This is a genomic window from Streptomyces capillispiralis (genome assembly GCF_007829875.1).
Lineage (GTDB): Bacteria > Actinomycetota > Actinomycetes > Streptomycetales > Streptomycetaceae > Streptomyces > Streptomyces capillispiralis.
This window is the reverse complement of sequence record NZ_VIWV01000001.1, coordinates 4,551,355-4,576,735: the sequence shown is the minus strand read 5'-3', so window position 1 is coordinate 4,576,735 and position 25,381 is coordinate 4,551,355. Positions and strand designations below refer to the sequence as shown.

Genomic DNA, 25,381 nt, shown 5'->3' with positions numbered 1-25,381 from the left:
CTACGGAAGGAACCGACGGACGTGGAGGCGAGCGTGGACGGGAACACCGACGTGCACGGCACGGTGGCCGAGGGCTTCGAGCCGGTCCGGGCCGCGTTCGTACGGAACTTCGGGACGCTCGGTGAGCGGGGCGCCGCCGTCGCCGTGTACCGGGACGGGCGCAGGGTCGTCGACCTGTGGGCCGGGACGAGGGACGTCGACGGCACCGAGCCCTGGCAGCGGGACACCGCCCAGGTCGTGCGCTCCGCGACCAAGGGCGTCGCCGCCGCCGTCCTCCTGCTGCTGCACCAGCGCGGCGAGCTGGACCTGGACGCGCCGGTCGCCGAGCACTGGCCCGAGTTCAAGGCGCACGGCAAGGACCGGACGCTGGTTCGGCACGTGCTGAACCACCGCGCCGGTCTCCCCGTCCTCGACCACCCGCTCGGCCTGGAGGAGGCGGCCGACCCGGCCCGGGCCGCCGAGGCGGTCGCCGCCCAGGCCCCCGTCTGGGAACCGGGCACCGACCACGGCTACCACGCGCTCACCTACGGCTGGCTGCTCGACGAGCTGGTCCGGCGCGTCACGGGCCGGGGCTCCGGCGAGTGGATCGCCTCCGAGATCGCCGCTCCGCTGGGCCTGGACCTGTGGGTGGGGCTGCCGGACGCGCAGGCCCACCGGGTGGGCAGGGTCGGCCGGATCGAGGGCCCGGAGCCGTCGTCCGGGGTGCTCCGCGCCCGCCCCAAGCGCTCGGTCACCGAGGCCTACGCCGACCCGTCCTCCCTCACCCGCCGTGCCTTCGCCGCGATCACCCCGTTCCCCGACCAGAACGACCCGGCGTTCCGCGCGGCGGCCCTGCCCGCCGCCAACGGGGTCGCGACGGCGGACGGACTCGCCCGCTTCTACGCGTCCCTGACCGGGCCGGTCGACGGCGTCCGCCTCCTGGAACCCGCCACCGTCGAACGCGCCCGCGCCGAGGAGTCGGCGGGCCCCGACCGGGTCCTGGTCGTCGGCACCCGTTTCGGCCTCGGCTACATGCTGCACGGCGGCGCCTCCCCCTTCCTGGCCCCGGGCTCCTTCGGCCACCCCGGCCGCGGCGGCTCCCTCGGCTTCGCCGACCCGGAGTCCGGCGTCGCCTTCGGCTACGTCACCAACGGCTTTCGCAGGACGGTGACCGCGGACCCCAGGGCCCAGGCGCTGGTACGGGCGGTACGGCAGTCCCTGACGCCGTAGTCAGACGTGGATGGGGTGCGAGGTGCGGCCCGACGCGGTGTCGATCTCGCTGTGCGCCTTGGTCAGCAACTGCATGGCGAGCTCGTTCAACGCCCGTGCGCCGGCGACCTCCTCCCCGACCCTTGGCTGATTCGCGTCGGTGTGGTGGCGGGTGGCGTGGCCGCTCGCCCGCACCTCGCTCCCGTCGGGCAGCCGGACCAACGCGGCCGCGCGGGTGTGCTGGTCGTCCTCCATGAACTCCAGTTCCACATGCCAGCCCACTGCGGTGTGCATCATGACGGTCACCTCCGGATCGCTCTCATTCCAGGGTGCTCCTCGTCCCGCTCCCCTGCACCCGCCCGTGCGGCGGGAGGAGCGGGCCGCGGGCCCGGCCTATCCGGCGTGCAGCATCAGCCCGATCCCGACGACCAGCAGCCCGGCGGCGGCGATGCGCGGCGCCCCGAAGCGCTCCTTGAAGAACACGGCCCCGATCACCGCGCCCACGATGACCGACGACTCCCGCAGGGCCGCGATCGGTGCGAGGGCCGCGCGGGTCTGGGCCCACAGGACGAGCGCGTACGCCGCGACGGACAGCGCGGCGCCCAGCAGTCCGAGGCCGGCGTACGGCCGGAGCAGGGTGCCCGCCCGGCGCCGCCACCGCCACAGGACGTACGCCGGGATCACCGTGCCCTGGACCGCCATCAGCCACGCGATGTAGCCCAGGGAGGAACCGGAGGCGCGGACGCCGAGCCCGTCGACGACCGTGTACGCGGCGATGGTCAGCCCGGTCGCCAGGGCCGCCCCGATCGCCGCCCAGTCGGGCCGGTGCCCGCGCAGGCCCCACAGGGCGACGCCGGTCAGCCCCGCGCAGGACAGGGCGATCCCGGCGGCGGCCCGGCCGTCCGGCACCTCGTGGGCGAACGCGGCGGCCAGGACGGTGACGACCAGGGGCGCGCTGCCGCGGGCGATCGGGTAGGCCTGGCCGAAGTCGCCCAGCCGGAAGGACTTCATGAGCAGCGCGTAGTACGCGATGTGGACGGCGGCCGAGCAGCCGAGGTACGGCCACGCCCCGGCCGCCGGGAACGGCACGAACGGCACCGCCGCCAGCCCGATCAGCAGCCCGCCGCCGGAGATCAGCGCGAACCCGGCCAGCTTGTCGGTGATCCGGTGCGCGAGGGCGTTCCAGCCGGCGTGGGTGACCGCCGCGAGCAGGACGGCCGCGGTGACCAGCGGGGTCACTCGGGGCGCTCGCGCACGTCCACCAGGGTGCCGCCGGCGTGGGCGATCAGCGTCTTGGGTTCCATCGGGAAGACGGTGTACGGGGTACCTGCCGCCGCCCACACGGTGGCGTGGTCGAGGAGGGAGCGGTCGGCGAGGACGCGGGTCCTCGTGCGGTGCCCGAAGGGGGGCACGCCGCCGATGGCGTACCCGGTGGTCTCGCGCACGACGTCGGCCCTCGCGCGGGTGACCTTCTCGGCGCCGAGTTCCTCCCGGACCCGCTCGACGTCGACGCGTGACGCCCCGTCCATGAGGACCAGTACGGGCACGCCGTCCGCGGCGAAGATCAGGGACTTGCAGATCTGGCTCAGCTCGCAGCCGATCGCGGCGGCCGCCTCGGCGGCGGTGCGGGTGGCGTCGGGGAAGCGGCGGACCTTCGGGACGACGTCCCCGAGCCCCCGTTCCCGCAGGGCCTCGGCGAATCGGGGGTGGGCTCCGGAGCCCTCGGCGTCAGTGGCGGCTGTCGTCATGCACGGCACCGTAGCGGCCGGTGCGCCGGCCGTGCGACCGGGTTGCGCGCGGCACGCCGGGCCCCCCGCCGGTCACAAGGGGAAGCCGGTGAGGGCACCCCGTCCCCACGGAGCCCTCACCGGCTGGTTCGTGTGTCCCGTCCGGGCGTCAGGCCCTGACGAGCTCCCGGTCCTCGTCCGCCGTGCCGCCCGGCGTGCGCAGGGACTCGCCCTCGACATCGACGTTCGGCAGCGCGCGGTCCAGCCACTTCGGCAGCCACCAGGCCTTCTTGCCGAGCAGGGCGAGGACGGCCGGGACGATCGCCATGCGGACGACGAACGCGTCGAAGAGGACGGCGATCGCGAGTCCGAAGCCGATCATCCTGACCATCGAGTCGCTGGACCCGATGAAGCCGGAGAAGACCGCCATCATGATCACGGCGGCGGCGGTCACCACCCGGGCGCTGTACTTGAACCCGGTGACCACGGCCTGGCCCGGCTTCTCGCCGTGCACGTAGGCCTCCCGGATCCGGGTCACGAGGAACACCTCGTAGTCCATGGCCAGTCCGAAGACCACGCCGACCATGAAGATCGGCATCATCGACATGATCGGGCCGGTCTCCTCCACGCCCATCAGACCGGACAGCCAGCCCCACTGGTAGACCGCGACGACCGCGCCGAGGGCCGCCATCACCGAGAGCAGGAAGCCCAGGGCCGCCTTCAGCGGGACCAGGATCGAGCGGAACACCACGATCAGCAGCAGGAAGGCCAGTCCGACGACCAGGACCAGGTACGGCACCAGCGCGTCGTTGAGCTTCTGCGACACGTCGATGTTCATCGCCGTGGCGCCGGTGACCAGGACGTCGGCGTCGGTGCCGGCCTTGATGTCCGCGCCCGTGTCGCGGATGTCGTGCACCAGGTCCTCGGTCGTCACCGACGAGGGCTTGGCGTCCGGGATCACGGTGATGGTCGCGGTGTCCCCGGCCTTGTTGGGCTGCGCGGGGGCGACGTTCACGACGTTGTCGAGGCCCTTGATCTCGTCACCGGTCTGCCGGAAGACGGACTGCGGGTCGTCGCTGTTCTTGGCGTCGACCACGACCACCAGGGGGCCGTTGAAGCCGGGGCCGAAGCCCTCGGAGAGCAGGTCGTAGGCGCGGCGCTGCGTGGTGGACGTCGGCTGGGAGCCGTCGTCGGGCAGGCCCAGTTCCAGCGAGGCCGCCGGGACGGCCGCGGCACCCAGGCCGACGACACCGAGGAGGAGGACCGCCAGCGGGCGGCGGACGACGAAGCTGGCCCAGCGGGTGCCCATGTTCGGGCGCTGCGGCTGCTTCGCGGCGCGGCCCCCGCCGAGCAGCTTGCTCTTCTCACCGGCGGGACGGACCCGGCGGCCGGCGTAGCCGAGCAGGGCCGGTATGAGGGTGAGGGCGATGAGGACGGCGAGGGCGACCGTGCCGGCGGCGGCGACACCCATCTTGGTCAGCATCGGGATGTTGACGACCGCGAGGCCGACCAGGGCGATGACGACGGTGAGGCCGGCGAAGACCACGGCGGAGCCCGCCGTGCCGACGGCCCGGCCGGCCGCGTCCTCGCGGTCCCGGCCCTCGGCCAGTTCGGCGCGGTAGCGGGAGACGACGAACAGCGCGTAGTCGATGCCGACCGCGAGGCCGATCATCGAGGCCAGGATGGAGGTGGTGGAGCCGAGGTCCAGGGTGCTGGCCAGCGCGGTGATGCTCGCGACGCCGATGCCGACGCCGACGATCGCGGTGACCAGAGGCAGCCCGGCGGCGAGCAGCGAGCCGAAGGTGATGACCAGGACGACCGCGGCGACGCCGATGCCGATGATCTCGGCGGAGCCGGTGTGCGGGACGGCCTGGAGGGCGTCACCGCCGATCTCCACGGTCAGCCCGGCCTTCCGGGCGTCCTCCGCGGCGCCTTCCAGCGCGTCGCGGGAGGAGTCCTCCAGCTCCATGCCGGTGACCTTGTAGCTCACCGAGGCGTAGGCGATGGTGCCGTCCTTGCTGACGCCGCCGACCTGGTACGGGTCGGCGACGCGGGCGACCTCGGAGCCGTCGGCGAGTTCCTCGACGGTCTGCTGCACGGTCGCCTTGTGGCCGGCGTCGGTCATCTTCTCGCCGGCCGGCGCCTTGAAGACGACGCGCGCGGTCGCCCCGTCGGCGCTGGAGCCGGGGAAGCGTTCCTCCAGCAGGTCGAAGGCCTTCTGGGCCTCGGTGCCGGGGATGGAGAAGGAGGAGTTGCCGGCCGCGGGGGCGCCGGCCGCGCCGACGCCCGCGAGCGCCAGCAGCGCCACCCAGAAGAGGGCTACGAAGTGCCGTCGCCTGAAGGCGAACCGGCCGAGTCGATAGAGGAAAGTGGCCACGAGGGCGTACTCCCGGTCAGGTCGTGGTTGCTTCGGGGCAGGGTCGATCAGCCCGACGACGTGAGCGGTGACGTCAGGTGGTGGCTGACTGGGGGACGGTCAGTGGGTGGTCACGCCGAGGGCGGGGAGCACCACGGCGTCGATGTACGAGGTGAGGAACTCCTGCGTGGGCGGCAGGTCGTCGATCAGCGTCCGCGTGGCGAACGCGCCGACGAGCATGTGCACCATGTAGTCCAGCGCCGGGTTGTCGGAGCGGACCTCGCCCCGGTCGACCGCGCGCCGGATCATCCGCCGGAACTCTTCCATCTCCGGTTCGACCAGGAGTTCCTTGAACGCCTGGCGCAGGTCGTCGTTCATGTGGACCGCCATGGCCAGCGCGCGCATCAGCGCCGCGTTCCGTGCCATGGCGCAGTCGTCCTCACGCCCGACGATGGTGTGCAGGTCACCGCGGAGGGTTCCGGTGTCGACGTCGGCGATGCTGCCGGGTTTCTGGCTCCGCATCGCTCTGACCACCAGCTCGGCCTTGCCACCCCACTGGCGGTAGAGGGTGGCCTTGCTGGACCGGGTGCGGGCGGCCACGGCGTCCATGGTGACGGCGTCGTAGCCGACCTCGCTGAGCAGGTCGAGCACGGCCCGGTACAGCTCGGCCTCGCGCTCGGGGGTGATCCGGCTGCGACGCGTCGTCGCGACTTCACTCATACCGCTCACCTTTCCGCTCCGGTGTCCCACCGCGCCGAACGACACGGTTTCGTACACCACGAAGATACCTCAGCCCTCTAGCGAAACGAAACGGTTTCGTTCGTGTCCTGCGTCACGGTTGTCGGTTACTTATAAGTTGCCGGTGCCCAGGCCCCGGAAAAGCATGGGGAGGGTGAGCTATCTGCGTCTGCCGCACCTCAAGGACGACCTGCTGTGCTTCGTGGCCGAGGACGACCTCTGGCTCGCCCCGCTCGACGGCCCGGGCCGCGCCTGGCGGCTCACCGCAGACCGCACCAAACTCGGCCACCCCCGCTTCTCCCCCGACGGCCGCCACATCGCGTACACGAGCTGGCGCGCCCTCGACCCGGAGGTCCACCTCGTCCCGGTGGACGGCGGTCCGGGCGGGCGCCTCACCCACTGGGGGAACTCCGACACCCGGGTCTGCGGCTGGGCGCCCCCCGACGGGGACGGCGACGCCGAGATCCTCGCCGTCACCTCGCACGGCGAGCCGTTCTCCCACTTCACCTGGGCCTACAAGCTCGCCTGCGACGGCAGCCCCGGCCGCAAGCTGCCCTGGGGGCCCGTCTCCGACATCCAGGTCGCCGACATCGCCGGAGAGCGCAGATCCCTGCTGCTCACCGGCACCCCGCCGCACGAACCGGCCTCCTGGAAGCGCTACCGCGGCGGCGCCACGGGCAGGCTGTGGCTGCACGGGCAGCGGCTGCTCGAAGGGCTCGGGGGCCATCTGCACTCCCCGATGTTCGTCGCCGGCCGGATCGCCTTCCTCTCCGACCACGAGGGCGTCGGCAACCTGTACTCGTGCGCGTACGACGCTTCCGGACTGCGCCGCCACACCGACCACGACGCCTTCTACGCCCGGCACGCCGCCACGGACGGCACCCGGGTCGTCTACCAGTGCGCGGGCGACCTGTGGCTCGTGGACGACCTCTCCCCCGGCGCCGTCCCGCGCCGTCTGGACGTGACGCTCGGCGGGCCCCGGACCGGGCGGCGCCGCTACCAGGTGCCCGCCGCCCAGCACCTCGACGGCCTCACGGTCGACGAGACCGGCCGGGCGAGCGCCGTCGTCGTGCGCGGCAGCCTGTACTGGCTCACCCACCGCGACGGCCCCGCGCGCACCCTCACCGACACCCCGGGCGTCCGGGTGCGGCTGCCGGAGATGCTCGGCGCCGGTGAGCAGGTGGCCTATGTGACGGACGCCGAGGGCGACGACGCCGTGGAGATCGCCTCCCTGCCCCGGGCGACCGGCCAGCGCCCGCCCCGCCGGCTGGCCGCCGGGAAGCTGGGCCGGGTGCTGGAGATGGTGGCCGACCCGGACGGGGAGCGGCTGGCCGTCGCCGCGCACGACGGCCGGCTGCTGCTCCTCGGCACCGACGAGGAGGCGGACGGCGAGGTCACCGAGCTGATCCGGTCGGTCAACGGGCCCGTGCGCGACCTCGCCTTCTCGCCCGACGGGGCCTGGCTGACCTGGTCCCACCCCGGGATCGGGCGGTCGCTGCGGCAGATCAAGCTCGCCCGGATCAAGGACCGGCTGGTCATCGACGTCACCAACGGCCGGTTCGAGGACGAGAACCCGGTGTTCACCCGGGACGGCCGCTACCTCGCCTTCCTGTCCTGGCGCGGCTTCGACCCGGTGTACGACGTGCACACCGGCGACCTGTCCTTCCCGCTGGGCTGCCGCCCCTATCTGGTGCCGCTGTCGTCGGCGACCCCGTCCCCGTTCGCCCTGAACCCCGAGGGCCGTCCGGCCGCCGGGGGCCTGGACCCGGTCGAGCGCGAGGAGGCCGAGGAGGGCGGCGAGGGCGGCGCGGTGACCGTGGAGGCGGAGGGTCTGGAGAGCAGGGTCACCCCGTTCCCGGTCACCGCCTCCAAGTACTCGGGGCTGTACCCGGTCGCGGGCTGCGGGCTGGTGTGGCTGCGCTGGCCGATCTCCGGCGCGCTCGGCGAGACCTTCGCCAACCCGGCCGACACCAGCGGCCGGCCCACCCTGGAGCACTTCACCATCAGCAAGGCGAAGAAGTCGGAACTCGTCGAGAACCTCGACTTCTTCGCGGTCAGCGGTGACGGCACCCGGCTGGTCGTGGTCGACGAGGGCGAGCTGCGGGCGGTGCCCGCCACCGAGCCCGGCGACAGCGACTCCACGGTGTGGATCGACGCCCGCCGCATCCTGCACGAGGCCGACCCGGCCGCCGAGTGGCGCCAGGCCTACGCGGAGGCCGGGCGGCTGATCCGCGCCCACTTCTGGGAGCCCGGTATGGGCGGCATCGACTGGGACGCGGTCCTGGAGCAGTACCGGCCGCTGGTCGAACGGGTCGCCTCCCCCGACGAGTTCGCGGACCTGCTGCGGGAGGTCCTCGGTGAACTCGGCACGTCCCACGCCTATGTCACCGCCGCCCGCCGCAATGAGGGCCCGCCGCACTACCAGCGCCGTCAGGGCCTGCTCGGCGCCAACCTCGTCCGCCGGGAGGAGGGCTGGACGGTCCGGCGAATCCTGCCCGGCGACTCCTCCGACTCCCGGGCCCGCTCCCCGCTGGCCGGCACCGGCATCCGGGAGGGCGCGGTCCTCACCCATGTCGACGGCCGCCCGGTGGACCCGGTCACCGGCCCCTACCCGCTGCTCGCGGGCGCGGGCGGCACGACGGTGGAGCTGACCTTCCGCCCGCCCGTCGCCCCCCACCGCCCGTCCGCGGACGGCCCTTCGGGCTCGCTCGATTCCGGGGGCACGGGCCCGCCGCGCCGGGTCGCGGTCGTCCCGCTGGTCGACGAGACGCCGCTGCGCTACCAGGACTGGGTGGCCAAACGGCGTGCGGTGGTGCGGGAGTTGAGCGGTGGCCGGTGCGGCTATCTGCACATCCCCGACATGGGCGGCTCCGGCTGGGCGCAGTTCAACCGGGATCTGCGCATGGAGATGTCCCGGCCCGCGCTCATCGTGGACGTGCGCGGCAACGCGGGCGGCCACATCAGCGAGCTCGTCGTCGAGAAGCTGACCCGCACCATCATCGGCTGGGACCTCACCCGTGACGCCCAGCCCGTCTCGTACGCCTCCAACGCCCCGCGCGGGCCGGTGGTGGCGCTGGCTGACGAGGCGACCAGCTCCGACGGCGACATGATTACCGCCGCGTTCCGACTGCTGCGGCTGGGCCCGGTGGTGGGCCAGCGCACCTGGGGCGGGGTGGTCGGCATGACCGGCCGGCACCGGCTCGGCGACGGCACGGTGATCACGGTGCCGATGAACGCGGCCTGGTTCGACGTGTACGGCTGGTCGGTGGAGAACCAGGGGGTGGCCCCCGACGTGGAGGCGCTGCGCACCCCGCTGGACTGGGCCGAGGGCCGCTACGCCCAGCTGGACGACGCGGTGCGGCTCGCCCTGGAGCTGCTGGAGACCAACCCGCCTGCCAGGCCCCCCACTTACCGCGACGTCCCCGACCGCTCCCGCCCGAGCCTGCCGCCGAGGACGTGAGAAGGGGTGCCCCCTCGCCAGGGGCACCCCTTCCACCACGGAAGCGCGGCGTCAGGCGTCGTAGTCCTGGTCGAGGCGCTCCTCCGACTCACGCCGGCGCTGCGGCTCGTCCATGTCCTCGTCCCGGCGGCGGCCGCGGTTCTGCAGCTGCTCCTTGCCCTGCTGGGCGCGCTGCTTGGCCTGCTGCTGGAACTGCTCGGACTTCTCCTGGAACTGGTCCTTCATACCCATGTGGGTTCACTCCCGTTGTGGGGTGGGGGAACTTGCCCGACCAGATTCACACGGCCCGTCACCCCGCGCATGTCGATCAGTCACGCACAGTGGCGCGGTGCTGTTCGTCGGCGTTTCCGCCCGCTCCGACCAGGCCCGTGCGCACGCCGCCGAGCCGGTCCGCGAACCGCCGCACCTCCCGCTGCCCCACCGTCCCGATGAGCGCGGGGAGATACCCGCGCACGCCCTGCATCCCGCGCAGCCACCACTGCCCGTACACATGGCTCGCGCGCCGCTCGATCCCGGCCACCAGCCGGTCCACGGCGGGCCCGAGGGGGTAGGTCTTGTTGGACGGCCACGGCAGCCGCCGGCGCAACTCCCGCATCACGTCGTCCTGGTCGGCGCCGCGCACCATGTCGGTGTCGGTCCACGACAGATAGCCGACGCCGACCTTCACACCCCGGTGCCCGACCTCGGCCCGCAGGCTGTGCGCGTACGCCTCCACCCCGGACTTGGAGGCGCAGTACGCCGTCATCATCGGCGCCGGGGTGATCGCGGCGAGCGAGGCGATCTGCAGCAGGTAGCCGCGGCTCTCGGCGAGCAGCGGCAGGAACGCCCGCGCGGTGACCGCCGATCCGATCAGGTTGACCTCGATCACCCGCCGCCAGGACTCCGGGTCGGACTCGGCGAACGGGCCGCCCGCCGCGACACCGGCGTTGGCGACGACGATGTCGACGCGCCCGAACCGCTCCTTGACCTCTCCGGCGACCCGGGCCATCGCCTCGTGGTCGGTGACGTCGGCGTACCAGTGGTCGCTCTCGCTGTGCAGCCGCGCGGAGACGTCCTTCAGCGCGTCCGGTTCCAGGCCGACGAGCGCCACCTTCACCCCGCGCGCGGAGAGCTTGCGGGCCAGCAACTCCCCGACGCCGCGCGCCGCTCCGGTGACGACGGCGACCTTGCCTTCGAGACTGACCCTGCTCATGCGCTCTCCTCGGCGGGTACGGCGTGGGTGGGGGCGGTGACGTGGGCGGTGACGTGTGCGGTGACGAGCGCCCGGATCTTCGCGGTGACCTGGCCGGGGGCCTCGACCGGTGTCATGTGGCCGACCCCCGGCAGCTCGGTGACACCGGCGCAGGACGGCAGCGCGGCGGCCAGTGACCGGGCGTGCACGGGCGGGGTGAGCCGGTCGGCGGTGCCCACGACGATCTCGGTGGGCACCCGCAACTGCCGTACGCCGTGGTCGAGGTCGAGGGTGTGGAGCACGGCCGACCAGGCGTGGCGGACCGTGCGCGGGCAGGCGTGCACGATCCGGGCGCACGCCTCGACCATGTGCGGGTCGGAAGCCGGGCCCATCGTGGCGTACTTGAGGATCCGGCGGGCGAGCGGTGTGACGGGGCCGAGCGGCGCGCGGGAGCCGAGGATGCGTCCGGTCAGCCAGGTCCGTGCCCGTCCCGGCCGGATCGGCACCACCGTCGACTCGGTGACCAGCCGTGAACTGCCCGTGCTGCACAGCAGGACGGCCGCGGCGTGGGCCCGGAAGGCGGGCCGGGCGGAGGCGGCCATGATCGTCATCCCGCCCATGGAGTGCCCGGCGATCACGGCCCGTTCGCCGGGGGCGAGGGTGGCGGTGAGCACGGCCTCCAGGTCGTCGGCGAGCGTGTCGGTGCCGCAGTCCGGCGAGGCGGGGGTGCGTCCGTGGCCGCGCTGGTCGTAGGCGATGACCCGGTGGTCGGCGGCCAGTTCGCGGATCTGCGCCGCCCAGAAGGCGGTGGAGCAGGTCCAGCCGTGGGCGAGGACGACCGCGGGCGCGCCGTCGGGGCCGTGCACCTCGACGTGCAGCCGGGTGCCGTCGGCGGAGCGGACGGTCAGTTCACGGGCGGCGACGGGCGGGGCGTAGGGGCCGGAGGTGACGTGGGTGAGCCGGCTCACGCGGTCACCTCGGCGTTCTCCTGAGGGGCGGCCTCTGTTCCGTCGGCGGGTGCCCGCAGGACGGCGTACTCGGCGAGGTCCACGCGCCGGGTCTCGCGCCGGAAGTCGGTCGTGGTCCCCGGCCAGATGGTGGTGTTGCGCCCGCTCGCGTCCATGTACCAGCTGGTGCAGCCGCCGGTGTTCCACACCGTGCGCTGCATCCGCTCCTGCACCCGGTGGTTCCAGGCGCGCACGGCGCTGGGCCGGGCGTCGAGGGCGACCCGGCCGCCCAGGACGTCGAGCTGGCGGAGGTAGTCGGCCAGGTAGTTCAGCTGGGACTCGATCATGAGGATCATGGAGGAGTTCCCGAGGCCGGTGTTGGGCCCGATGATCGTCATCCAGTTGGGGAACCCGGCGGCGGAGGCGCCGCGCAGGGCCTGCATCCCGCCCGCCCAGCTCTCGGCGAGGGTCCTGCCCTCCGCGCCCACGACCCGCTCGGCGATGGGCATGTCGGTGACGTGGAAGCCGGTGCCGAACACGATCGCGTCGACCTCGGCCTCGGTGCCGTCGGCGCCGACGACGGTCGACCCGCGCACCTCGCTCAGCCCGCTCGCGACGACCTCCACATTGGGCCGCGCGAGCGCCGGGTAGTACGTGCTCGACAGCAGGATCCGCTTGCACCCGATGCGGTAGTCCGGGGTGAGCTTGGCCCGCAGGGCCGGGTCCTTGACGGCGCGGGCCATGTTGCGCTTGGCGAGCTGCTCGACGAAGCCGAGTTCGCCGGGGTGCTTGGTGAACGCCTGGACCTGCAACTCCCGTACGCCCCACAGCAGTCCGCGGCGCAGCTTGGCGGTGAAGGGCAGCGCCCGGTGCAGCGCGCGCTCGGCGCCGGTGATGGGGCGGTCGACGCGGGGCAGCACCCAGGCGGGCGTGCGCTGGAAGAGGGTCAGCCGCGAGACCTGCGGCTGGATGGCGGGCACGATCTGGATCGCCGACGCCCCGGTGCCGATCATGGCGACCCGCTTGCCGCGCAGGTCGTAGTCGTGGTCCCAGCGGGCGGAGTGGAACACCTTGCCGGGGAAGGTGTCGAGGCCCGGGACGTCGGGGAGCCTCGGCTCGGACAGCGGTCCGCTCGCGGACACGACCACGTCCGCGCTGAGGCTGCCGCTGCTCGTCTCGATGTCCCACCGCAGCCGCTCGGTGTCCCACACCATCCGCTTCACCTCCGAGTCGAAGCGGATGTGCGGGCGCAGTCCGAAGACGTCGGTGACGTGTTCGAGGTAGGCGCGGATGTGCTCCTGTCCGGAGAAGGAGCGGGGCCAGTCGGGGTTGGGCGCGAAGGAGAACGAGTACAGGTGCGAGGGCACGTCGCAGGCGCACCCGGGGTAGCTGTTGTCGCGCCAGGTGCCGCCGACGCTACCCGCCCGCTCCAGGACGACGAAGTCGGTGATTCCCTCGCGCCGCAGCCGTACGGCGGCCCCGAGTCCACCGAACCCCGATCCGACCACCGCGACCCGTACGTGTTCGTGCTCGGCCATCCCAGAGCCTCCGCGCATCGTTCAGAACCCTGCCAGTGAACACTGGCGCAATGGGGAGAGTAGAGCAGCTCCGTACTGATGGGTAGGGGGCATGCGAAGAAAGTTACCGCCGGTACGCCCTAGGCTGCTGACGTGGCAGAGGACGACGCGGGACCCGGCGGGCGGCGCGAGTACCGCATGGAGGAACTGGCCCGGCTGGCCGGCATCACGGTGCGCACCCTGCGCTTCTACCGCGAGCGCAAGCTGATCCCGCCGCCCCGGCGCGAGGGCCGCATCGCCTGGTACGACGACCACCACCTGGCCCGGCTGCGCACGATCACGGCACTGCTGGAACGCGGCCACACCCTGAACGGCATAGCCGAACTCGCCGAGGCCTTCGACCACGGCCGCGACGTCGGCGAACTCCTCGGCGTGGACACCCCGACCGACGAGGTCCCCGTCCGCCTCACCCCCGAGGAACTCGCCGACCGCTTCGCCGGCCAGGTCACCCCGGAGAACCTGGCCGCGGCGCTGGACCTCGGCTACCTCGGCATCGACGGCCAGGAGATCGTCCACATCAGCCGCCGCCTGCTGGACGTGTCCTCCGCCCTGGTCCACGAGGGCATCCCGCTCGCCGAGGTGCTCCGCGCCGGCCGGGAGGCCCGCGCCCACGCCGACGCCCTGGCCGATCTCTTCGCCGACCTGATCCTGCGCCACGCCCCCGAGGAGGCCCTGCACCGTCTGCGCCCCCTGGCCCGCAGCGTGGTCGACGCGGAACTGTCCCTGGCCCTGGACCGGCGGCTGCGCAAGCAGGACTAGAAGGCGCCGTCCGGACCGGGCCCGTCCCGGCCGGGACGCACGGGGGCCGGCGAGATGTTCCACGCGACGGCGCCGACGCCGGACCCCGTGGAGGAGATCTCGTACGTCACCTCGCCGTGCGGCCGTTCGACGGCCATCAGCTCGCCGCCCGTGCCGCCCTGGGCGCAGGGCAGCCGGCGGGTGACGGTCTCCCCGTTGACCGTGAGCCCGACCGTGATCTTCTTGTCGCGCCCGGAGCAGGCGACCGACAGGAAGTAGCCGGTGCCGGGGTCGAGCGTGGAGACCGTGCGGCGGATCCGGCCGGGGAGGTCACCGACGCCCTCGTCCGCGTGCTCGTCCGGCCGTCGGTCCACGTTCACGTCCGTGCCGAGGCCGTTCAGCGCCGCCTGCCGGTAGACGTTGCGCGGGGAGGTGTGCTCCAGCAGCCGCCGGACGTCGGGCAGGGTCCTCGGCCGGTACGTCTCGCTGACCGCGAACTTGGCGACCGCGTCCCGGGGCAGCCCCCGGACGGCCCTGCGGTACGCGTCGGGGCCGACACCGCGGCCCTCGAACTCCCCCCGCCCGAAGGTCCCGGCATCGTAGGGCAGAGCCGCGTCGTCACCGATCAGTTCCACCCCTTCCCCCAGGCCGACGAGGCCGACGAGGTAGGTGTGGCCGGGTTCGAGCCGGGGTGCTCCCTCACGGGTGGCCTCCTCCCTGCCGCCCCACAGGGTGGTGTACCAGCCGTTCACCCGCAGGGTGATCTCCTCGGGCAGCCGGGGCGCCCCGGGCCTGGACCAGACGACCCGGGTGACGGTCGCGGTGACCCGACGGGGGATGTAGTCCTCCTCCGGATCGGGCTCGCCCGCCGTTTCCCGGGTGACGCGGACGACAGCGGCGTGATCCCCGTGGGCGACCCACTCCTCCGCGGCGGCCGAGCCGCGCAGCGGATCGTACGAGGCGCGCGGGAACACCCGGCGGCCGTCGTCACCCGCGAGGGCCACCGCACCGCCGGCGGCCAGCAGCACCGCCAGCCCGCCGGCGATCCCGATCCCGACTCGTCTGCTGGACGCCACCGCGCTCCCGTCCGATGCCATGGGGCCCTCTGCCGATCACCGGCAGGGACGCCCCGGACAGCCGTTCGGTTGCACGTCGGCGCGGGTGCCTCAGGCCGCCCCGTGCTCGTACACCACCGTGACCGGCGCGTGGTCCGACCACCGCTCGGCATGGGTGGCCGCCCGCTCCACGTACGCCTTCACCGCGCGGCCCGCGAGCCCCGGCGTCGCCATCTGGTAGTCGATCCGCCACCCGGTGTCGTTGTCGAAGGCCCGCCCCCGGTACGACCACCAGCTGTACGGGCCCTCCACGTCCGGGTGCAGCGCCCGCACGACGTCGACGTACTCGCCGTCCGCCGGGTCGAGCACCCGGGACAGCCACTCCCGTTCCTCGGGCAGGAACCCGGAGTTCTTGGTGTTCCCGCGCCAGTTCCGCAGGTCGGTCTGCTGGTGGGCGATGTTCCAGTCCCCGCAGACGACGACCTCCCGCCCCTCGGCGGCGGCCCGCTCCCGCAGCCCCTTCAGATGGGCGAGGAACTGGTCCATGAACCGGACCTTCTCCTCCTGCCGCTCGGTCCCGACCTCCCCGGACGGCAGATACAGCGAGGCGACGGTCACCCCGGGCAGATCGGCCTCCACGTACCGCCCGCTGCCGTCGAACTCCTCCGACCCGAACCCCACCCGCACGCGATCCGGCTCACGCCGGGTGTAGAGCGACACCCCCGCACGCCCCTTGGCGGCAGCGGGCGCGTGCACGACGTGCCACCCCCCGGGCTCCCGCACCTCCTCCGGCAGCTGCTTCGCCTCCGCCCGCACCTCCTGCAGACACAGCACATCGGCGGAGGTCCCGGCCAGCCACTCCACGAAGCCCTTCTTGGCGGCGGCCCGCAGTCCATTGACGTTGACGGAGGTCACAGTGAGCATCAGGGCACGATACGACACTCCACGTCGGGGCGTGTTTTACGGTATTCGGCATGGATATCCGCCGGGTCCCCTACGACCACCCCGACGCCCTGAAGCTGGACGCCGAGGTCCAGAACGAGTACCACGTCCGCTACGGCGACGGCGGCGACGCCACCCCCATGGACCCGGCCGACTTCAGGCCCCCGAACGGCGTCTACCTGATCGCGTACGACGAGGCCGGCGTCCCCGTGGCCTCCGGCGGCTGGCGCGTCCAGGACGCCAACGGCGAGGGCAACCGCGACGGCGACGCCGAGCTCAAGCGCATGTACGTGATCGACCAGATGCGCGGCCGCGGCCTGGCCCGCCGCATGCTGGCCGCCCTGGAGGAGGACGCCCGCGCCGCCGGCCGCGTCCGCATGGTCCTGGAGACCGGCACGAAGCAGCCGGAGGCCATCGCCCTCTACTCCTCCAGCGGCTACGAGCCGTGCGAGAAGTTCGGCTACTACCGCTTCCACGAGGAAAGCCGCTGCTACGCCAAGGCGCTGCGGTAAGACACACTAAAGGGTGAGCCGCGCTTGCCGAACAGCTACTGTCCAGCTCTCTCATACATTGAATAGCGCAAACGCCTGACGTTGACGGTATCTCTTGTAATAATCTGTTCGCCAGGCAGCAACGGGGGTCTCCTCCGTCGCCAGGTCACCGGCTGCTACTCAGCCAAGGAGTCTGTGGACGCACCCGGACAACCGGCATTTCTGTCACCTCAAACTTTCGCATCCAGGCGTCATCCAGTGGCGGGATTCCGCTTCCGTTGTTGACGCCTGTGCATTATCCGGAGGTTCAGCCATGTCGGAAGAATCGGGTCTCCCGCACCGCCTTTTCCTGACTCAGCGCAAGGCCAAGGGAACCGTACTTTTGAGTCCATGAGACAGCTCATGGCCCAACACTGGACGCTGTTGCGACGTTCGATACTCCCTCTGAGGCTCACGCGCTCGACGCCGCCCTGAACGCGGCTTTACAGGGCGGAGGTGACGCAATGTCATGGCTTCGCCGGTGCGCAACCTCTCAGGGGGACCGTGGATTCCCAGTCGGACTGGTTCTTGCTCCACTGCGCCCGGGCTTACGCCGATCTCGCCGACGACCTACTCATCGGTGGCATTCCGGAGCCTCACTGCCTGGGGGAAAGCGTGGCGCTCGGTTACGCGATCTCTCACCTGCTGGGTGACACGCTCGATGACTCCGTGTATGAGCGTGCAGCCTATCGGGCACTTCCAGGTTTCCCCTTACGACAACGACTGGGAATTCCTTGCAAGTGGGCTATTGTCCGCGAACGACAAGGTAAAACACTTCCTTTCTTCGGACGTCATCGAAGAAGATCTGCTGAAGGAGTGGTTCACGGCATATCCGGACTCCGAGCCCAGGGACCGGGACCGCGGATTCCGCTGCTGAGGTTTGTCCCCTGCGCGGCATCGGCGCTCCGATGGCTGCCGTGAAGGCGGGCCCTGCCCTACATGTCGCCGAGCGTCACGAAGCGTACGGGCTCCCCGAGGGCCTTGCCGGCGCCTTCCTCGTCCGCCCCGCGCACGGCGAGCGTCCCCCTCGGCGAGCCGGGGCGGCAGGGCCTCACCGACCTTCAGGCCGCGTACGGCATGTCCGTCGACATCGGGGACGACGACCGCTGGCAGTGAGGCCGCCGGCGTGGCGTTGGCCCGGTGCCCCGCCCAGGTCCACCAGCGGATGTCTCCGTCGGAGGAACGGGTGACCACCGTCCCTCCCGGTTGAACACGGTGAAGGTTTTCGTCGCGCGCCTCGGCGGGTTTGACCGTGGCCCGCTGGGTTTGGTGCACGGGCGGGTCCTCACCAGGAGAACGTCACGGGCCGCACGAGCCAGGGCGAAGGAACGGACCCGTTCGGCGCCGAAGCCGCTCCATCGGGCCCGTCCCCCGCCGTCCGCCGGTTCCACGAAGCAGCGTTCGCGGTTCCAATCGATGTAGGTGACGAGCCAGCTGCGGCCCTCGAGAAACAGTTTCCGGGGGTTGTCGATCTGCTCGGTGAGCAGATCGGGGTCCGTACGGCCGATCTCGGTGCGGCCATTGAGGACGGTGAACTCCGGCGGGGCTGTGAACACTGCGGTCAGGTTCATGAAGTGCCGGTAGCCATAACGGCGTGCGGCCTCGGGTCCGATGAAGAGCAGTCCGCCGTCCCGGTCCAGGTTTCCCTGCTCGACCAGGTGGCGGCCGACGGGCTCGGCACCACCGCCGAAGGGACCAATGTCACCCCACCACTCCCGCCACAGGTTTTCGCCGACCCGGTTCTCCTGCAGGCACAGGGCCAGGAGTTGCTGGGCCACCAGGTGGCGGGGCTCGGGCGGTGCGACGACGGGTTCCACCCAGCCCCGGGACCACTGGAGCAGCAGCGCAGCCGCCGACAGCAGTCCCTCGTGGCCGAGCGCCAGGAAGAGGCAGTTGCGCATGGTGCCGGGGCGTCGGCCGCTGCGGCCGAGGCGTTGCAGGAAGAAGGCGACGGTGGGCGGTGCGTCGAGCTGGATCACCCGGTCGAGGTCTCCCACGTCGATGCCGAGTTCCAGTGTGCTGTGGAGACGATGACGCAGTCGCGCTCCTCGGCGAAGGCGGTCTCGGCGCGCCGCCGCTCGTCGACCGAGAGGGAGGCATGGGAGAGGAAAGTGGTGACGCCCTTCGCGCGGAGTCGCGCGCCCAGTTCCTCCACCAGGCGCCGACTTTCGCAGAAGACGAGGCGCTTCTCGCCGCGGTACAGGGCCGCGATCACGGCCGCGGCACCCGCCACGGAACCGACGTAATCGAGTTCGACGTCCCCGGGCGGCGGTGCCGTGGGGACCACCGTGCCAGCGCCGGGTGCTGCCTCCCCCGTCCGGTCGGCACCCGCTGTCCCCGGCAGGTCGGGCGCCACCACCCGCGCGGGACGGCGGCCCTTCCTCGATCCCTGGAGCCAGGCCAGCAGTTCCTCGGGGTTGATGTGCGCCGCCTGCCCCAGGGAGTGCCAGGCGGCGAACAGGTCGCCGTAGCCCATCCACGTCTGCTCGTTGTTCCCGCCGAAGAGCAGGACGAGGTCGCACGGCCTCCTTCTGCTTCTCCCTGTCGTCGACGACAGGGAGAAACGGCCGAGCGCGTCCCGCATCAACACGACGTGGAAACCCCGCCGGGCCACCTCGCGCGCGGTGTCGAACGCGCGCGTGCGGGCCTCGTCGAACCGGACGGGAGCCGCCGGCGCCGTCACGGCAGCTTCCCGTTGAGCAGCGCCTGCTCGTGCACGAGGAGTATGCGCCGCGCCCCGTCCCGGCGCCGCTCCACCATCTCGGCCTGGGCGTACGTGCCGTCGGACTACCGGGTGCTGACGTTCCACCTTTTGAACGCCTGGAGGCCGTCGTCGAGCACCGAGTACAGGGGTGCCCCGCCCCGCCCGTGCGCGAGCGACTTCACCTCGCGGACCAACTCGTTGACATGGCCGAACTGCAGGGTGCGTTCGGGATCCGCCGGATCCGCGATCTCAGGCCTGTTGGACGGCCCCATCACGACGTCCGTGAACCGCAGCAGCAGGCTCTTCGCCGCGCACTCCGCTGCGAAGCCGTACAGATGGTCCGCGGACGGCAGGCGGCTGTCGGTGTGGAGGTAGTCCGCGTCGTGGAAGTGACGCGTCGCGGCCTTCGCGAACTGATCCTCTTGCAGGGTCTCCGGCACACAACGGATCTTTAGCCGCAGCTCCCCCAGCCCGGCCTTGAATCATCGGCATCCTAAGGGGAGTTGCTGTGCCGCCGACCAGGCACCACCACGCCTTGGGGAGTCGCCAAGATCCAGTCCGCCCGAAAATACCTTGCCGGTCCATAACGCAGGGTGTTGGGATGAACGCGGTCTGGAACAAGGCCGCGACACCGCGCCTCCGCTGACCACGGAGGCTCTCAACGAGGGGGAAAGCATGCGTCGCACCGCTTCCTGTGTGCTCCACACGGCGCTGACCGCCGGGGTTACCGCATCGGTCCTGCTGATACCGGCCGGCTCCGCGTCCGCCGCCTCCGACCCCGGCGGCAAAGCCGTCGGGATCGCCGCCGACAGCATCGCCGCCACCTGCAAGAACCACGGCAAGAACCACGTCGTCCGCAAGTACTACCGTGGCCCCAAGTTCTACACGCTGCGCTGCGGCACCAAGACGTGGGGATGGAAGCACATCAAGGCCCGCCACGGCTGGAACACGAGCATGGACAAGAAGATCAGCGCGGCGATCTGGTCCGGGGAGCCCAACGGCCGCGGTGGATTCTCCACCTACACGAATTCCTGCCCGAAGATCGAGAAGTTCCGGACGATCATCGGTACACCGGCCGGAGGCGACGATCTGTTGACTGCGTACAAGGTGGACCAGACCCGCGCGGCGGCCGTCGCCAAGTGCTGACGCCGTACACGCCTCAGGGAAGGAAGGGATCGCCCATGGCGGAGCGGACACCTGCCGAGCAGGCGCTCGCCCGTTCGTACACGACCGGTGACGGCAGCACGAGGTTCGCCGTCGCCGACCTGTCGGTGGAGCCCCGTCCGGGCGGCGCCGCCGTGCTGGCATACCGGCTCACGGTGGAACGCCCCGGTCGGGAGGACGAACGCTGGGCGGTCACGCTGCCCTGGGAGGACAGTTCCTTCGCGGATGTCCTCGCCTCGCCCGCCCCGGACCCCGAACGGCTCCGGCAGCTCGTGCACCTGGTGCATGCGCTGCTGGAGGAGTGGTGGGACACGAAGGGCCACAACCGGCAGTCGGCGAAGATGGGCCACCGCCTTCCCTGAGGATGTCCCCGCGAGTCTCGGCTCATCCGGGACACCGGTGCTCAACCGGCCGCCCCCTGGTCTTCGCTCCCGAGCGGTGACCGCACCGCTCGGGAACGGCCGGGGGCGGGTCGGCGGCCGAGGGCGGTCCTCACGCCCGCCGCGTCGGCTGCTCCCGCTCCGCACCCGCGCTCTCGGCCTTGAGGTCCTTCAGAAACAGCCCCGTGAGCGGCTCCACTCGCTCGCCCGGTCCACGATGTCCACCGTGCGGCCGTCCAGGGCCGGCGAAGCCTCCGGATCCTCCATGCGAACCAGCAGCCACAGGCCGTGCGGGGCGCCGCCCGCATGGCGAGCGGCCTCCTGCAACGCCACCAGCAGCTCGCGCCCGCCCGCCGACCAGTAGCGAGCGGTGAGCGCGGCCTCGTGGACGAAGAGCACGGTACGCGGACCCGACTGCTCCGCCGGCGCCACCGCACGCACGAGGACCCGCTCGCAGGCGGCCCGCTCATAGGAGGCGAGGCCCGCGCCGAGCGTGCCCGAGGCGGCGAACGCGGCGAACGCGCGCAGCAGTGCAGCCCACTCGACCCCCTGTTCCCCGGCCAGTTCCCGCAGAGCCGCGAAAAACAGGTCGTCCAACGAGAGCCGCACCACGCCCATGCGCTCCGCGCTTCATCAGCTCTTCGAGCAGCGCGCTGGTCTGCGGGGTGATCCGCCAGCTCTCCCGCTCCGGCGGCAGTCCGAGCAGTTCGTCCCAGATGCCGGGAAGTCCCATCCCGCCGCCGTCCCGTCCGTACACCCCGGTCTGCTGGAACTCGTCGAGATCGCTCACCAGGCCGGGGGCGTGCAGGAAGACCGCCAGCTTGATGAAGGGCACCCTTCTGGGGTCTTCCTTCATGCCGCGCGCCGCCCGCGCCGGCTGCTCCTTCAGCTCCTTGGCCTTGAGGTCGGTGAGGTGCAGAGGATTCTTCAGGGTGCGCACCCGGTCATGGTGAAACTGCCAGGTGTCCCCATGGTTCACCACCCTGCCGGGGTGGCCCTTCGGCTCCAGCAGGTACACGCCACCGGGCACGGCGATGAGTAGGTCGCATTCATTGACCCGCCCCGAGGGGCCGGTGAACTGGAACGTCGCCCACGCCCGGTAGGACTCGGCCTTCGGCATGCGCTGCCGAATGTGGTCCAGTCCTTCCTGCTCCCACGCATGACCGGAACGCCGCGGCTGGAACCAGCGCTCGCGGCCCACAGGCGGAGCGGGCTTCGGAACCGACGGCCGCGCGGCTGACGCCACCCTAGATCTCTTGCATGATCATTACCGACCTCGATCGTGCGGGCCTTGCGTCTTACACTGCGGGCCGGCTGCTGCACGAGCGCCCGGAGTGGCCTTCGCTGAGTGTCAGATCGTGAGGCAACACGAAGAAGCCCCCGCCGATTTCTCGGCGGGGGCTCAGCTGCGGTGGACCTGAGGGGATTTGAACCCCTGGCCCCCTCGATGCGAACGAGGTGCGCTACCGGACTGCGCCACAGGCCCTTGCAACGAGTGAAACTTTAGCATCCCCATCGGGGTGCTCGGAAATCCGTTGGCACCACCGGCCGCCTGCTACTCGTTGGCGGCCTTGGGACGGTCCCCGTCCTCGTACTGGTCGAAGAGCGGTGTGCGTCCGCGCTCGCGGGAGCGGCGGGCCGAGGCGGCCCTGCGGGCGTCGCTGCGGTCGTCGGCGTCGGGCGCCGGGTCCGGGTCCGCCTCCTCCGCGGGCGCCGGTGCCTCCTCCGCCGGTACGGCGCTGGAGCGGGCCGAGCTCCAGGTGTCCGGCGCGCCGAGGTCCACGCCGCTGGTGGCGCGCGGGGCGACCGGGGCGGTCACGTACGTGGGCAGGGGCACCGGGACCGGGTCCCAGCTGTCGCCGCCCTGGCCGGGCCGCCGCTGACGCTCACGCTGCTGGTCGACCCACTCGGCGTGGTCGGTCTGCTCGACGAGCGCGCGCCGGTCGGCGGCGAGCGCCAGGAGGCCGGGGTCGGTGTCGGCCCCCGCTTCCGGTCCCTCCGGTTCGTCGGGGTCGGCGTCGTCGACGGCCGCGCGGCGGCGCGGCTGGCGCTCGCGCTCCCGCAGCCGCTGCGCCGCGACCTCGGCCTGACGGCGGTCCATCTGGTACGCGAAACGGCGGCGCTCCTGGGAGCGCAGATACGCGATGTACGCGCTCAGCAGCACGGCGGGCACACCGGGCGCCCACAGGAACGCGAGCCCGCCGACCGCCGCGACGACCGCGCCGAGGGTGAAGGCGACGAAGAGCATCGTCGTGGTGCGCCGACGGCGCGCCAGCACCTTCGAGCGCCGGGCGCGCGCCGCCGCGGCCTGCGCCGCCGCGGACTCCGGTCCACGGCGGGCCGCCGGGACCCGGCGCGGCACGGGGCCGCGCTCCGGGGCCCGCCGCTCCGCGTGGTCGCGCGGGGGACGGCCGGCCCGGGCGGGCGCCGGCTCCGGCCGCTGCGCGGGCGGTACGGGTGCCTGGGTCTGCGGACGGGTCCGGGACACGGCGAAGGCCCGGACGTCCACCGAGTCGGTGATCGCATCCGGGTCGTGGACGCCCTGCTCCCCCTCGTCGGCGGAGCGCGCCCGCAGGTCCTTGGCGTACCGGCGCTCCATGCCCGCCCGTCCGGACAACAGACGGATGGCGGTGCTGAAGCGTTCCGTCGGACGGGCCTCGTTCAGCTCGTCCTGCCTACGGAGCCACATCGGCACCAAGTAGGCGGCCCAGGCCCCGACAATGACTGCGTAGATGAGGCCGCTGCTGCTCACGCCTCACACGGTAGAGGGGTTTGGCGCGGGCCATCCGCCAATTGAGCCGGTGTGTCGCACGATCTGGCTGATATTTCGAACATTTTTTGTGACGACCGCGATCAGGCGGCCACTCGAACCGGGAATTCCGAGCCCGAAGGCGGTCATTTCGCGCTTGAATTCGAACATTTATTCAATTTCCCGGTCCATGCGGGATTCCCCGGTCGTGCCGCTCGTGGCCGGACCGCTCCTGGGAGCGTGCCCGGTGCCACCGGGCGAGCAAACCGTCGGGCACTTCTTCCGCCGTGAGCGCGAAGACGAGGTGGTCGCGCCAGGCGCCGTCGATGTGGAGATATCGCGGACGCAGTCCCTCCGCGCGGAATCCCAGTTTCTCCACGACCCTGCGGCTCGGCGCGTTCTCCGGGCGAATGCAGATCTCGACGCGGTGCAGTCCGACGGCGCGGAAACAGTGGTCCACGACCATCGCCACGGCCGTCGGCACCACCCCGCGGCCGGCCACCGCCTCGTCCACCCAGTAGCCGACGTGCCCGGAGCACATGGAGCCCCAGGTGATCCCGGCGACCGTCAACTGGCCGACCAGACGCCCCTGGTACTCGATGACGAACGGCAGCATCCGGCCCGCGTTCGCCTCGGCCCGGAGGTGGCTCACCATCTGACGGTAGGTCGGCCGGTGGGTGATCGGGCCGCTGGGGGTGGGCGGCGGAATGGTCGCTTCCCAGGGCCGCAGCCAGTCCCGGTTGCGCCGGTTGACCTCGCGCCAGGCCTTCTGGTCGCGCAGCTTTATCGGCCGGAGGACGATGTCGCCGTCCACCAGCTCGACCGGCCAGTGTGGGCTGTTCAGCTCGCACCCCCGCCCGTGGCGTCCGGTCTCGGGTGGTCCCCGCCGCGCAGCTGGTCCACGGCGTGCCTGAGCAGTGGCTCCAGGACGGCGAGACCGTCCTTCACCCCGCCGCCGGACCCGGGCAGGTTGACGATCAGGGTCCGGCCCGCGACCCCGGCAAGGCCCCGGGAGAGTGCGGCGGTGGGCACCTTGTCCCGGCCGTACGCGCGGATGGCCTCCGCGATGCCGGGGACCTCGTGGTCGATGACCCGGCGGGTCGCCTCGGGGGTGCGGTCGGTGGGTGAGATGCCGGTACCGCCGGTGGTGACGATGACGTCGTAGGCGGCGTCGGCGCCCGCGCGCAGGGCGGCCTCCACGGGGTCGCCGTCGGGGACCACCTGGGGGCCGTCGACCGCGAACCCGAAGCGCCGCAGGCCCTCCGCGATCAGCGGGCCGCCCTTGTCCTCGTAGACCCCGGCGGCGGCCCGGTTGGAGGCGGTGACCACCAGCGCGCGGTACGGCGCGGCACCGGCCGGTGCGTCGGCCGTCATGCCCGGCTCCAGTCGCCCGACTTGCCGCCCGTCTTCTCCTCGACCCGCACGTCCGTGATGACCGCCTCCTTGTCGACCGCCTTGACCATGTCGATCACGGTGAGCGCGGCGACGGAGACCGCGGTGAGGGCCTCCATCTCGACGCCCGTGCGGTCCGTCGTCCTCACGGTGGCCGTGATCTCCACGGCGTCGTCCGCGACCGACAGGTCCAGTTTCACACCGGACACCGCCAGGGGGTGGCACAGCGGAATCAGGTCGGGGGTGCGTTTGGCCCCCATGATCCCCGCGATGCGTGCGGTGGCGAGGGCATCGCCCTTGGGGACGCCCTCCCCGCGCAGCAGCTCGATCACGCGGGGCGAGACGAGGACGCGGCCGGTGGCCCGCGCGGTGCGCGCGGTGACGTCCTTGCCGGAGACGTCGACCATACGGGCGGCGCCCGCCTCGTCGATGTGGGTCAGCCGGCGCTGCTCGGCGGAACCGGGGGTCTCCCCCCGGGATGGCACGGTCATGATCGTGTGACGCTCCCGGTCCTGGCCCGTCGCGGTGCGGCGCACGGGCCTGCTGTGCGCGACACGGTACCG

Annotated in this window: 26 protein-coding genes, 1 tRNA gene and 1 pseudogene; 7 read left to right on the top strand and 21 right to left on the bottom strand. The window is 72.1% G+C overall.

Features of this window, described 5'->3' with window-relative positions:
• The first annotated feature begins 33 nt into the window (after positions 1 to 33).
• On the top strand, positions 34 to 1,209 hold the full coding sequence (locus FHX78_RS19915) for a serine hydrolase domain-containing protein (RefSeq protein WP_145868777.1): 1,176 nt from the start codon (positions 34 to 36) through the stop codon (positions 1,207 to 1,209).
• On the opposite strand, the gene FHX78_RS19910 is transcribed toward FHX78_RS19915, so the two are convergent.
• The 5 genes from FHX78_RS19910 to FHX78_RS19890 form a co-directional block, all read right to left on the bottom strand.
• Positions 1,210 to 1,485: a DUF1876 domain-containing protein gene (locus tag FHX78_RS19910; protein ID WP_145868776.1), complete on the bottom strand. Its 276-nt coding sequence runs from the start codon at positions 1,483 to 1,485 to the stop codon at positions 1,210 to 1,212.
• Positions 1,486 to 1,581: 96 nt separating this feature from the next.
• Positions 1,582 to 2,427: an EamA family transporter gene (locus FHX78_RS19905; RefSeq protein WP_145868775.1), complete on the bottom strand. Its 846-nt coding sequence runs from the start codon at positions 2,425 to 2,427 to the stop codon at positions 1,582 to 1,584.
• Entirely contained in the window at positions 2,424 to 2,936 is a 513-nt protein-coding gene (locus FHX78_RS19900; RefSeq protein ID WP_145868774.1) for a YbaK/EbsC family protein, read from the bottom strand. Before FHX78_RS19900 ends, FHX78_RS19905 begins: the two co-directional genes overlap by 4 nt.
• A 148-nt stretch (positions 2,937 to 3,084) precedes the next feature.
• On the bottom strand, positions 3,085 to 5,292 hold the full coding sequence (locus tag FHX78_RS19895; protein ID WP_145868773.1) for an MMPL family transporter: 2,208 nt from the start codon (positions 5,290 to 5,292) through the stop codon (positions 3,085 to 3,087).
• A gap of 99 nt (positions 5,293 to 5,391) precedes the next feature.
• Complete coding sequence (locus tag FHX78_RS19890) at positions 5,392 to 5,991, bottom strand: TetR/AcrR family transcriptional regulator (RefSeq protein WP_145868772.1); 600 nt, start codon at positions 5,989 to 5,991, stop codon at positions 5,392 to 5,394.
• A gap of 172 nt (positions 5,992 to 6,163) precedes the next feature.
• Here FHX78_RS19890 and FHX78_RS19885 point away from each other — a divergent pair, with 172 nt between their 5' ends.
• On the top strand, positions 6,164 to 9,469 hold the full coding sequence (locus FHX78_RS19885; protein ID WP_145868771.1) for a S41 family peptidase: 3,306 nt from the start codon (positions 6,164 to 6,166) through the stop codon (positions 9,467 to 9,469).
• A gap of 51 nt (positions 9,470 to 9,520) precedes the next feature.
• Here the strand turns inward: FHX78_RS19885 and FHX78_RS19880 are convergent, their stop codons facing one another.
• The 4 genes from FHX78_RS19880 to FHX78_RS19865 all read right to left on the bottom strand — a co-directional run bounded on the left by FHX78_RS19880 (position 9,521) and on the right by FHX78_RS19865 (position 13,125).
• Positions 9,521 to 9,700 (bottom strand): hypothetical protein, encoded by a 180-nt coding sequence (locus FHX78_RS19880; protein ID WP_145868770.1) that lies wholly within the window; start codon positions 9,698 to 9,700, stop codon positions 9,521 to 9,523.
• A gap of 76 nt (positions 9,701 to 9,776) precedes the next feature.
• Positions 9,777 to 10,661: an SDR family oxidoreductase gene (locus FHX78_RS19875; protein WP_145868769.1), complete on the bottom strand. Its 885-nt coding sequence runs from the start codon at positions 10,659 to 10,661 to the stop codon at positions 9,777 to 9,779.
• Positions 10,658 to 11,608, bottom strand: coding sequence for an alpha/beta fold hydrolase (locus FHX78_RS19870; protein WP_145868768.1), 951 nt, complete (start codon positions 11,606 to 11,608; stop codon positions 10,658 to 10,660). The genes FHX78_RS19875 and FHX78_RS19870 overlap by 4 nt, the downstream gene beginning before the upstream one ends.
• A complete protein-coding gene (locus FHX78_RS19865) occupies positions 11,605 to 13,125 on the bottom strand; it encodes a flavin-containing monooxygenase (RefSeq protein ID WP_145868767.1) in 1,521 nt (506 codons plus the stop codon). The genes FHX78_RS19870 and FHX78_RS19865 overlap by 4 nt, the downstream gene beginning before the upstream one ends.
• Before the next feature lie 177 nt (positions 13,126 to 13,302).
• Here FHX78_RS19865 and FHX78_RS19860 point away from each other — a divergent pair, with 177 nt between their 5' ends.
• Positions 13,303 to 13,923, top strand: a complete 621-nt coding sequence (locus FHX78_RS19860; RefSeq protein WP_145872074.1) for a MerR family transcriptional regulator — start codon at positions 13,303 to 13,305, stop codon at positions 13,921 to 13,923.
• Here FHX78_RS19860 and FHX78_RS19855 read toward each other — a convergent pair.
• On the bottom strand, positions 13,920 to 14,999 hold the full coding sequence (locus FHX78_RS19855; protein ID WP_145868766.1) for a hypothetical protein: 1,080 nt from the start codon (positions 14,997 to 14,999) through the stop codon (positions 13,920 to 13,922). The two genes, FHX78_RS19860 and FHX78_RS19855, sit on opposite strands and share 4 nt — an antisense overlap.
• 69 nt (positions 15,000 to 15,068) lie before the next feature.
• On the bottom strand, positions 15,069 to 15,881 hold the full coding sequence (locus tag FHX78_RS19850; RefSeq protein ID WP_145868765.1) for an exodeoxyribonuclease III: 813 nt from the start codon (positions 15,879 to 15,881) through the stop codon (positions 15,069 to 15,071).
• A gap of 50 nt (positions 15,882 to 15,931) precedes the next feature.
• On the opposite strand from FHX78_RS19850, the gene FHX78_RS19845 reads away from it, so the two are divergent.
• Positions 15,932 to 16,411, top strand: coding sequence for a GNAT family N-acetyltransferase (locus tag FHX78_RS19845; RefSeq protein WP_145868764.1), 480 nt, complete (start codon positions 15,932 to 15,934; stop codon positions 16,409 to 16,411).
• Positions 16,412 to 17,102: 691 nt separating this feature from the next.
• Positions 17,103 to 17,306 carry a hypothetical protein gene (locus FHX78_RS19840; protein WP_145868763.1) on the top strand — a complete coding sequence of 68 codons (204 nt, stop codon included), beginning with the start codon at positions 17,103 to 17,105 and terminating at the stop codon, positions 17,304 to 17,306.
• A 58-nt stretch (positions 17,307 to 17,364) separates the two neighbouring features.
• Here the strand turns inward: FHX78_RS19840 and FHX78_RS19835 are convergent.
• Together FHX78_RS19835 and FHX78_RS19830 are read right to left on the bottom strand one after the other, a co-directional pair.
• Positions 17,365 to 18,848, bottom strand: a pseudogene (locus FHX78_RS19835) (helicase-related protein); the annotation flags it as partial.
• A 368-nt stretch (positions 18,849 to 19,216) separates the two neighbouring features.
• Positions 19,217 to 19,573 carry a hypothetical protein gene (locus tag FHX78_RS19830; RefSeq protein ID WP_145868762.1) on the bottom strand — a complete coding sequence of 119 codons (357 nt, stop codon included), beginning with the start codon at positions 19,571 to 19,573 and terminating at the stop codon, positions 19,217 to 19,219.
• 235 nt (positions 19,574 to 19,808) lie between these two features.
• On the opposite strand from FHX78_RS19830, the gene FHX78_RS37520 reads away from it, so the two are divergent.
• Positions 19,809 to 20,279, top strand: a complete 471-nt coding sequence (locus FHX78_RS37520; protein ID WP_229923877.1) for a hypothetical protein — start codon at positions 19,809 to 19,811, stop codon at positions 20,277 to 20,279.
• A 35-nt stretch (positions 20,280 to 20,314) separates the two neighbouring features.
• Positions 20,315 to 20,659 (top strand): hypothetical protein, encoded by a 345-nt coding sequence (locus FHX78_RS19820; protein ID WP_145868761.1) that lies wholly within the window; start codon positions 20,315 to 20,317, stop codon positions 20,657 to 20,659.
• 189 nt (positions 20,660 to 20,848) lie between these two features.
• Here the strand turns inward: FHX78_RS19820 and FHX78_RS19815 are convergent, their stop codons facing one another.
• The 8 genes from FHX78_RS19815 to moaC all read right to left on the bottom strand — a co-directional run bounded on the left by FHX78_RS19815 (position 20,849) and on the right by moaC (position 25,309).
• Entirely contained in the window at positions 20,849 to 21,118 is a 270-nt protein-coding gene (locus FHX78_RS19815; protein WP_145868760.1) for a hypothetical protein, read from the bottom strand.
• Between the two features lie 25 nt (positions 21,119 to 21,143).
• On the bottom strand, positions 21,144 to 21,878 hold the full coding sequence (locus FHX78_RS19810; RefSeq protein WP_280117369.1) for an NERD domain-containing protein: 735 nt from the start codon (positions 21,876 to 21,878) through the stop codon (positions 21,144 to 21,146).
• A gap of 211 nt (positions 21,879 to 22,089) precedes the next feature.
• A tRNA-Ala gene (locus tag FHX78_RS19805) sits at positions 22,090 to 22,163 on the bottom strand.
• Between the two features lie 69 nt (positions 22,164 to 22,232).
• On the bottom strand, positions 22,233 to 23,429 hold the full coding sequence (gene sepX / locus FHX78_RS19800) for a divisome protein SepX/GlpR (protein ID WP_145868758.1): 1,197 nt from the start codon (positions 23,427 to 23,429) through the stop codon (positions 22,233 to 22,235).
• A 3-nt stretch (positions 23,430 to 23,432) separates the two neighbouring features.
• Positions 23,433 to 23,597: a hypothetical protein gene (locus FHX78_RS36850; protein WP_167531805.1), complete on the bottom strand. Its 165-nt coding sequence runs from the start codon at positions 23,595 to 23,597 to the stop codon at positions 23,433 to 23,435.
• A 4-nt stretch (positions 23,598 to 23,601) separates the two neighbouring features.
• On the bottom strand, positions 23,602 to 24,240 hold the full coding sequence (locus FHX78_RS19795; protein ID WP_229923879.1) for a GNAT family N-acetyltransferase: 639 nt from the start codon (positions 24,238 to 24,240) through the stop codon (positions 23,602 to 23,604).
• A gap of 26 nt (positions 24,241 to 24,266) precedes the next feature.
• Complete coding sequence (locus tag FHX78_RS19790) at positions 24,267 to 24,800, bottom strand: MogA/MoaB family molybdenum cofactor biosynthesis protein (protein WP_145868756.1); 534 nt, start codon at positions 24,798 to 24,800, stop codon at positions 24,267 to 24,269.
• The gene (gene moaC, locus FHX78_RS19785) at positions 24,797 to 25,309 is read right to left on the bottom strand and encodes a cyclic pyranopterin monophosphate synthase MoaC (RefSeq protein WP_145868755.1); all 513 of its coding nucleotides are present in this window, start codon (positions 25,307 to 25,309) and stop codon (positions 24,797 to 24,799) included. Before moaC ends, FHX78_RS19790 begins: the two co-directional genes overlap by 4 nt.
• Positions 25,310 to 25,381 lie beyond the last annotated feature (72 nt).

What these genes read in the sequence shown, in the direction of transcription:
- FHX78_RS19910 (WP_145868776.1), bottom strand. Translation starts at nt 1,485, where the DNA reads ATGATGCACACCGCAGTGGGCTGGCATGTGGAACTGGAGTTCATGGAG.
- FHX78_RS19900 (WP_145868774.1), bottom strand. Translation starts at nt 2,936, where the DNA reads ATGACGACAGCCGCCACTGACGCCGAGGGCTCCGGAGCCCACCCCCGA.
- FHX78_RS19890 (WP_145868772.1), bottom strand. Translation starts at nt 5,991, where the DNA reads ATGAGTGAAGTCGCGACGACGCGTCGCAGCCGGATCACCCCCGAGCGC.
- FHX78_RS19880 (WP_145868770.1), bottom strand. Translation starts at nt 9,700, where the DNA reads ATGGGTATGAAGGACCAGTTCCAGGAGAAGTCCGAGCAGTTCCAGCAG.
- FHX78_RS19875 (WP_145868769.1), bottom strand. Translation starts at nt 10,661, where the DNA reads ATGAGCAGGGTCAGTCTCGAAGGCAAGGTCGCCGTCGTCACCGGAGCG.
- FHX78_RS19865 (WP_145868767.1), bottom strand. Translation starts at nt 13,125, where the DNA reads ATGGCCGAGCACGAACACGTACGGGTCGCGGTGGTCGGATCGGGGTTC.
- FHX78_RS19860 (WP_145872074.1), top strand. Translation starts at nt 13,303, where the DNA reads ATGGAGGAACTGGCCCGGCTGGCCGGCATCACGGTGCGCACCCTGCGC.
- FHX78_RS19855 (WP_145868766.1), bottom strand. Translation starts at nt 14,999, where the DNA reads ATGGCATCGGACGGGAGCGCGGTGGCGTCCAGCAGACGAGTCGGGATC.
- FHX78_RS19850 (WP_145868765.1), bottom strand. Translation starts at nt 15,881, where the DNA reads ATGCTCACTGTGACCTCCGTCAACGTCAATGGACTGCGGGCCGCCGCC.
- FHX78_RS19845 (WP_145868764.1), top strand. Translation starts at nt 15,932, where the DNA reads ATGGATATCCGCCGGGTCCCCTACGACCACCCCGACGCCCTGAAGCTG.
- FHX78_RS19840 (WP_145868763.1), top strand. Translation starts at nt 17,103, where the DNA reads ATGAGCGTGCAGCCTATCGGGCACTTCCAGGTTTCCCCTTACGACAAC.
- FHX78_RS37520 (WP_229923877.1), top strand. Translation starts at nt 19,809, where the DNA reads ATGCGTCGCACCGCTTCCTGTGTGCTCCACACGGCGCTGACCGCCGGG.
- FHX78_RS19820 (WP_145868761.1), top strand. Translation starts at nt 20,315, where the DNA reads ATGGCGGAGCGGACACCTGCCGAGCAGGCGCTCGCCCGTTCGTACACG.
- FHX78_RS36850 (WP_167531805.1), bottom strand. Translation starts at nt 23,597, where the DNA reads ATGTTCGAATTCAAGCGCGAAATGACCGCCTTCGGGCTCGGAATTCCC.
- FHX78_RS19790 (WP_145868756.1), bottom strand. Translation starts at nt 24,800, where the DNA reads ATGACGGCCGACGCACCGGCCGGTGCCGCGCCGTACCGCGCGCTGGTG.
- moaC (WP_145868755.1), bottom strand. Translation starts at nt 25,309, where the DNA reads ATGACCGTGCCATCCCGGGGGGAGACCCCCGGTTCCGCCGAGCAGCGC.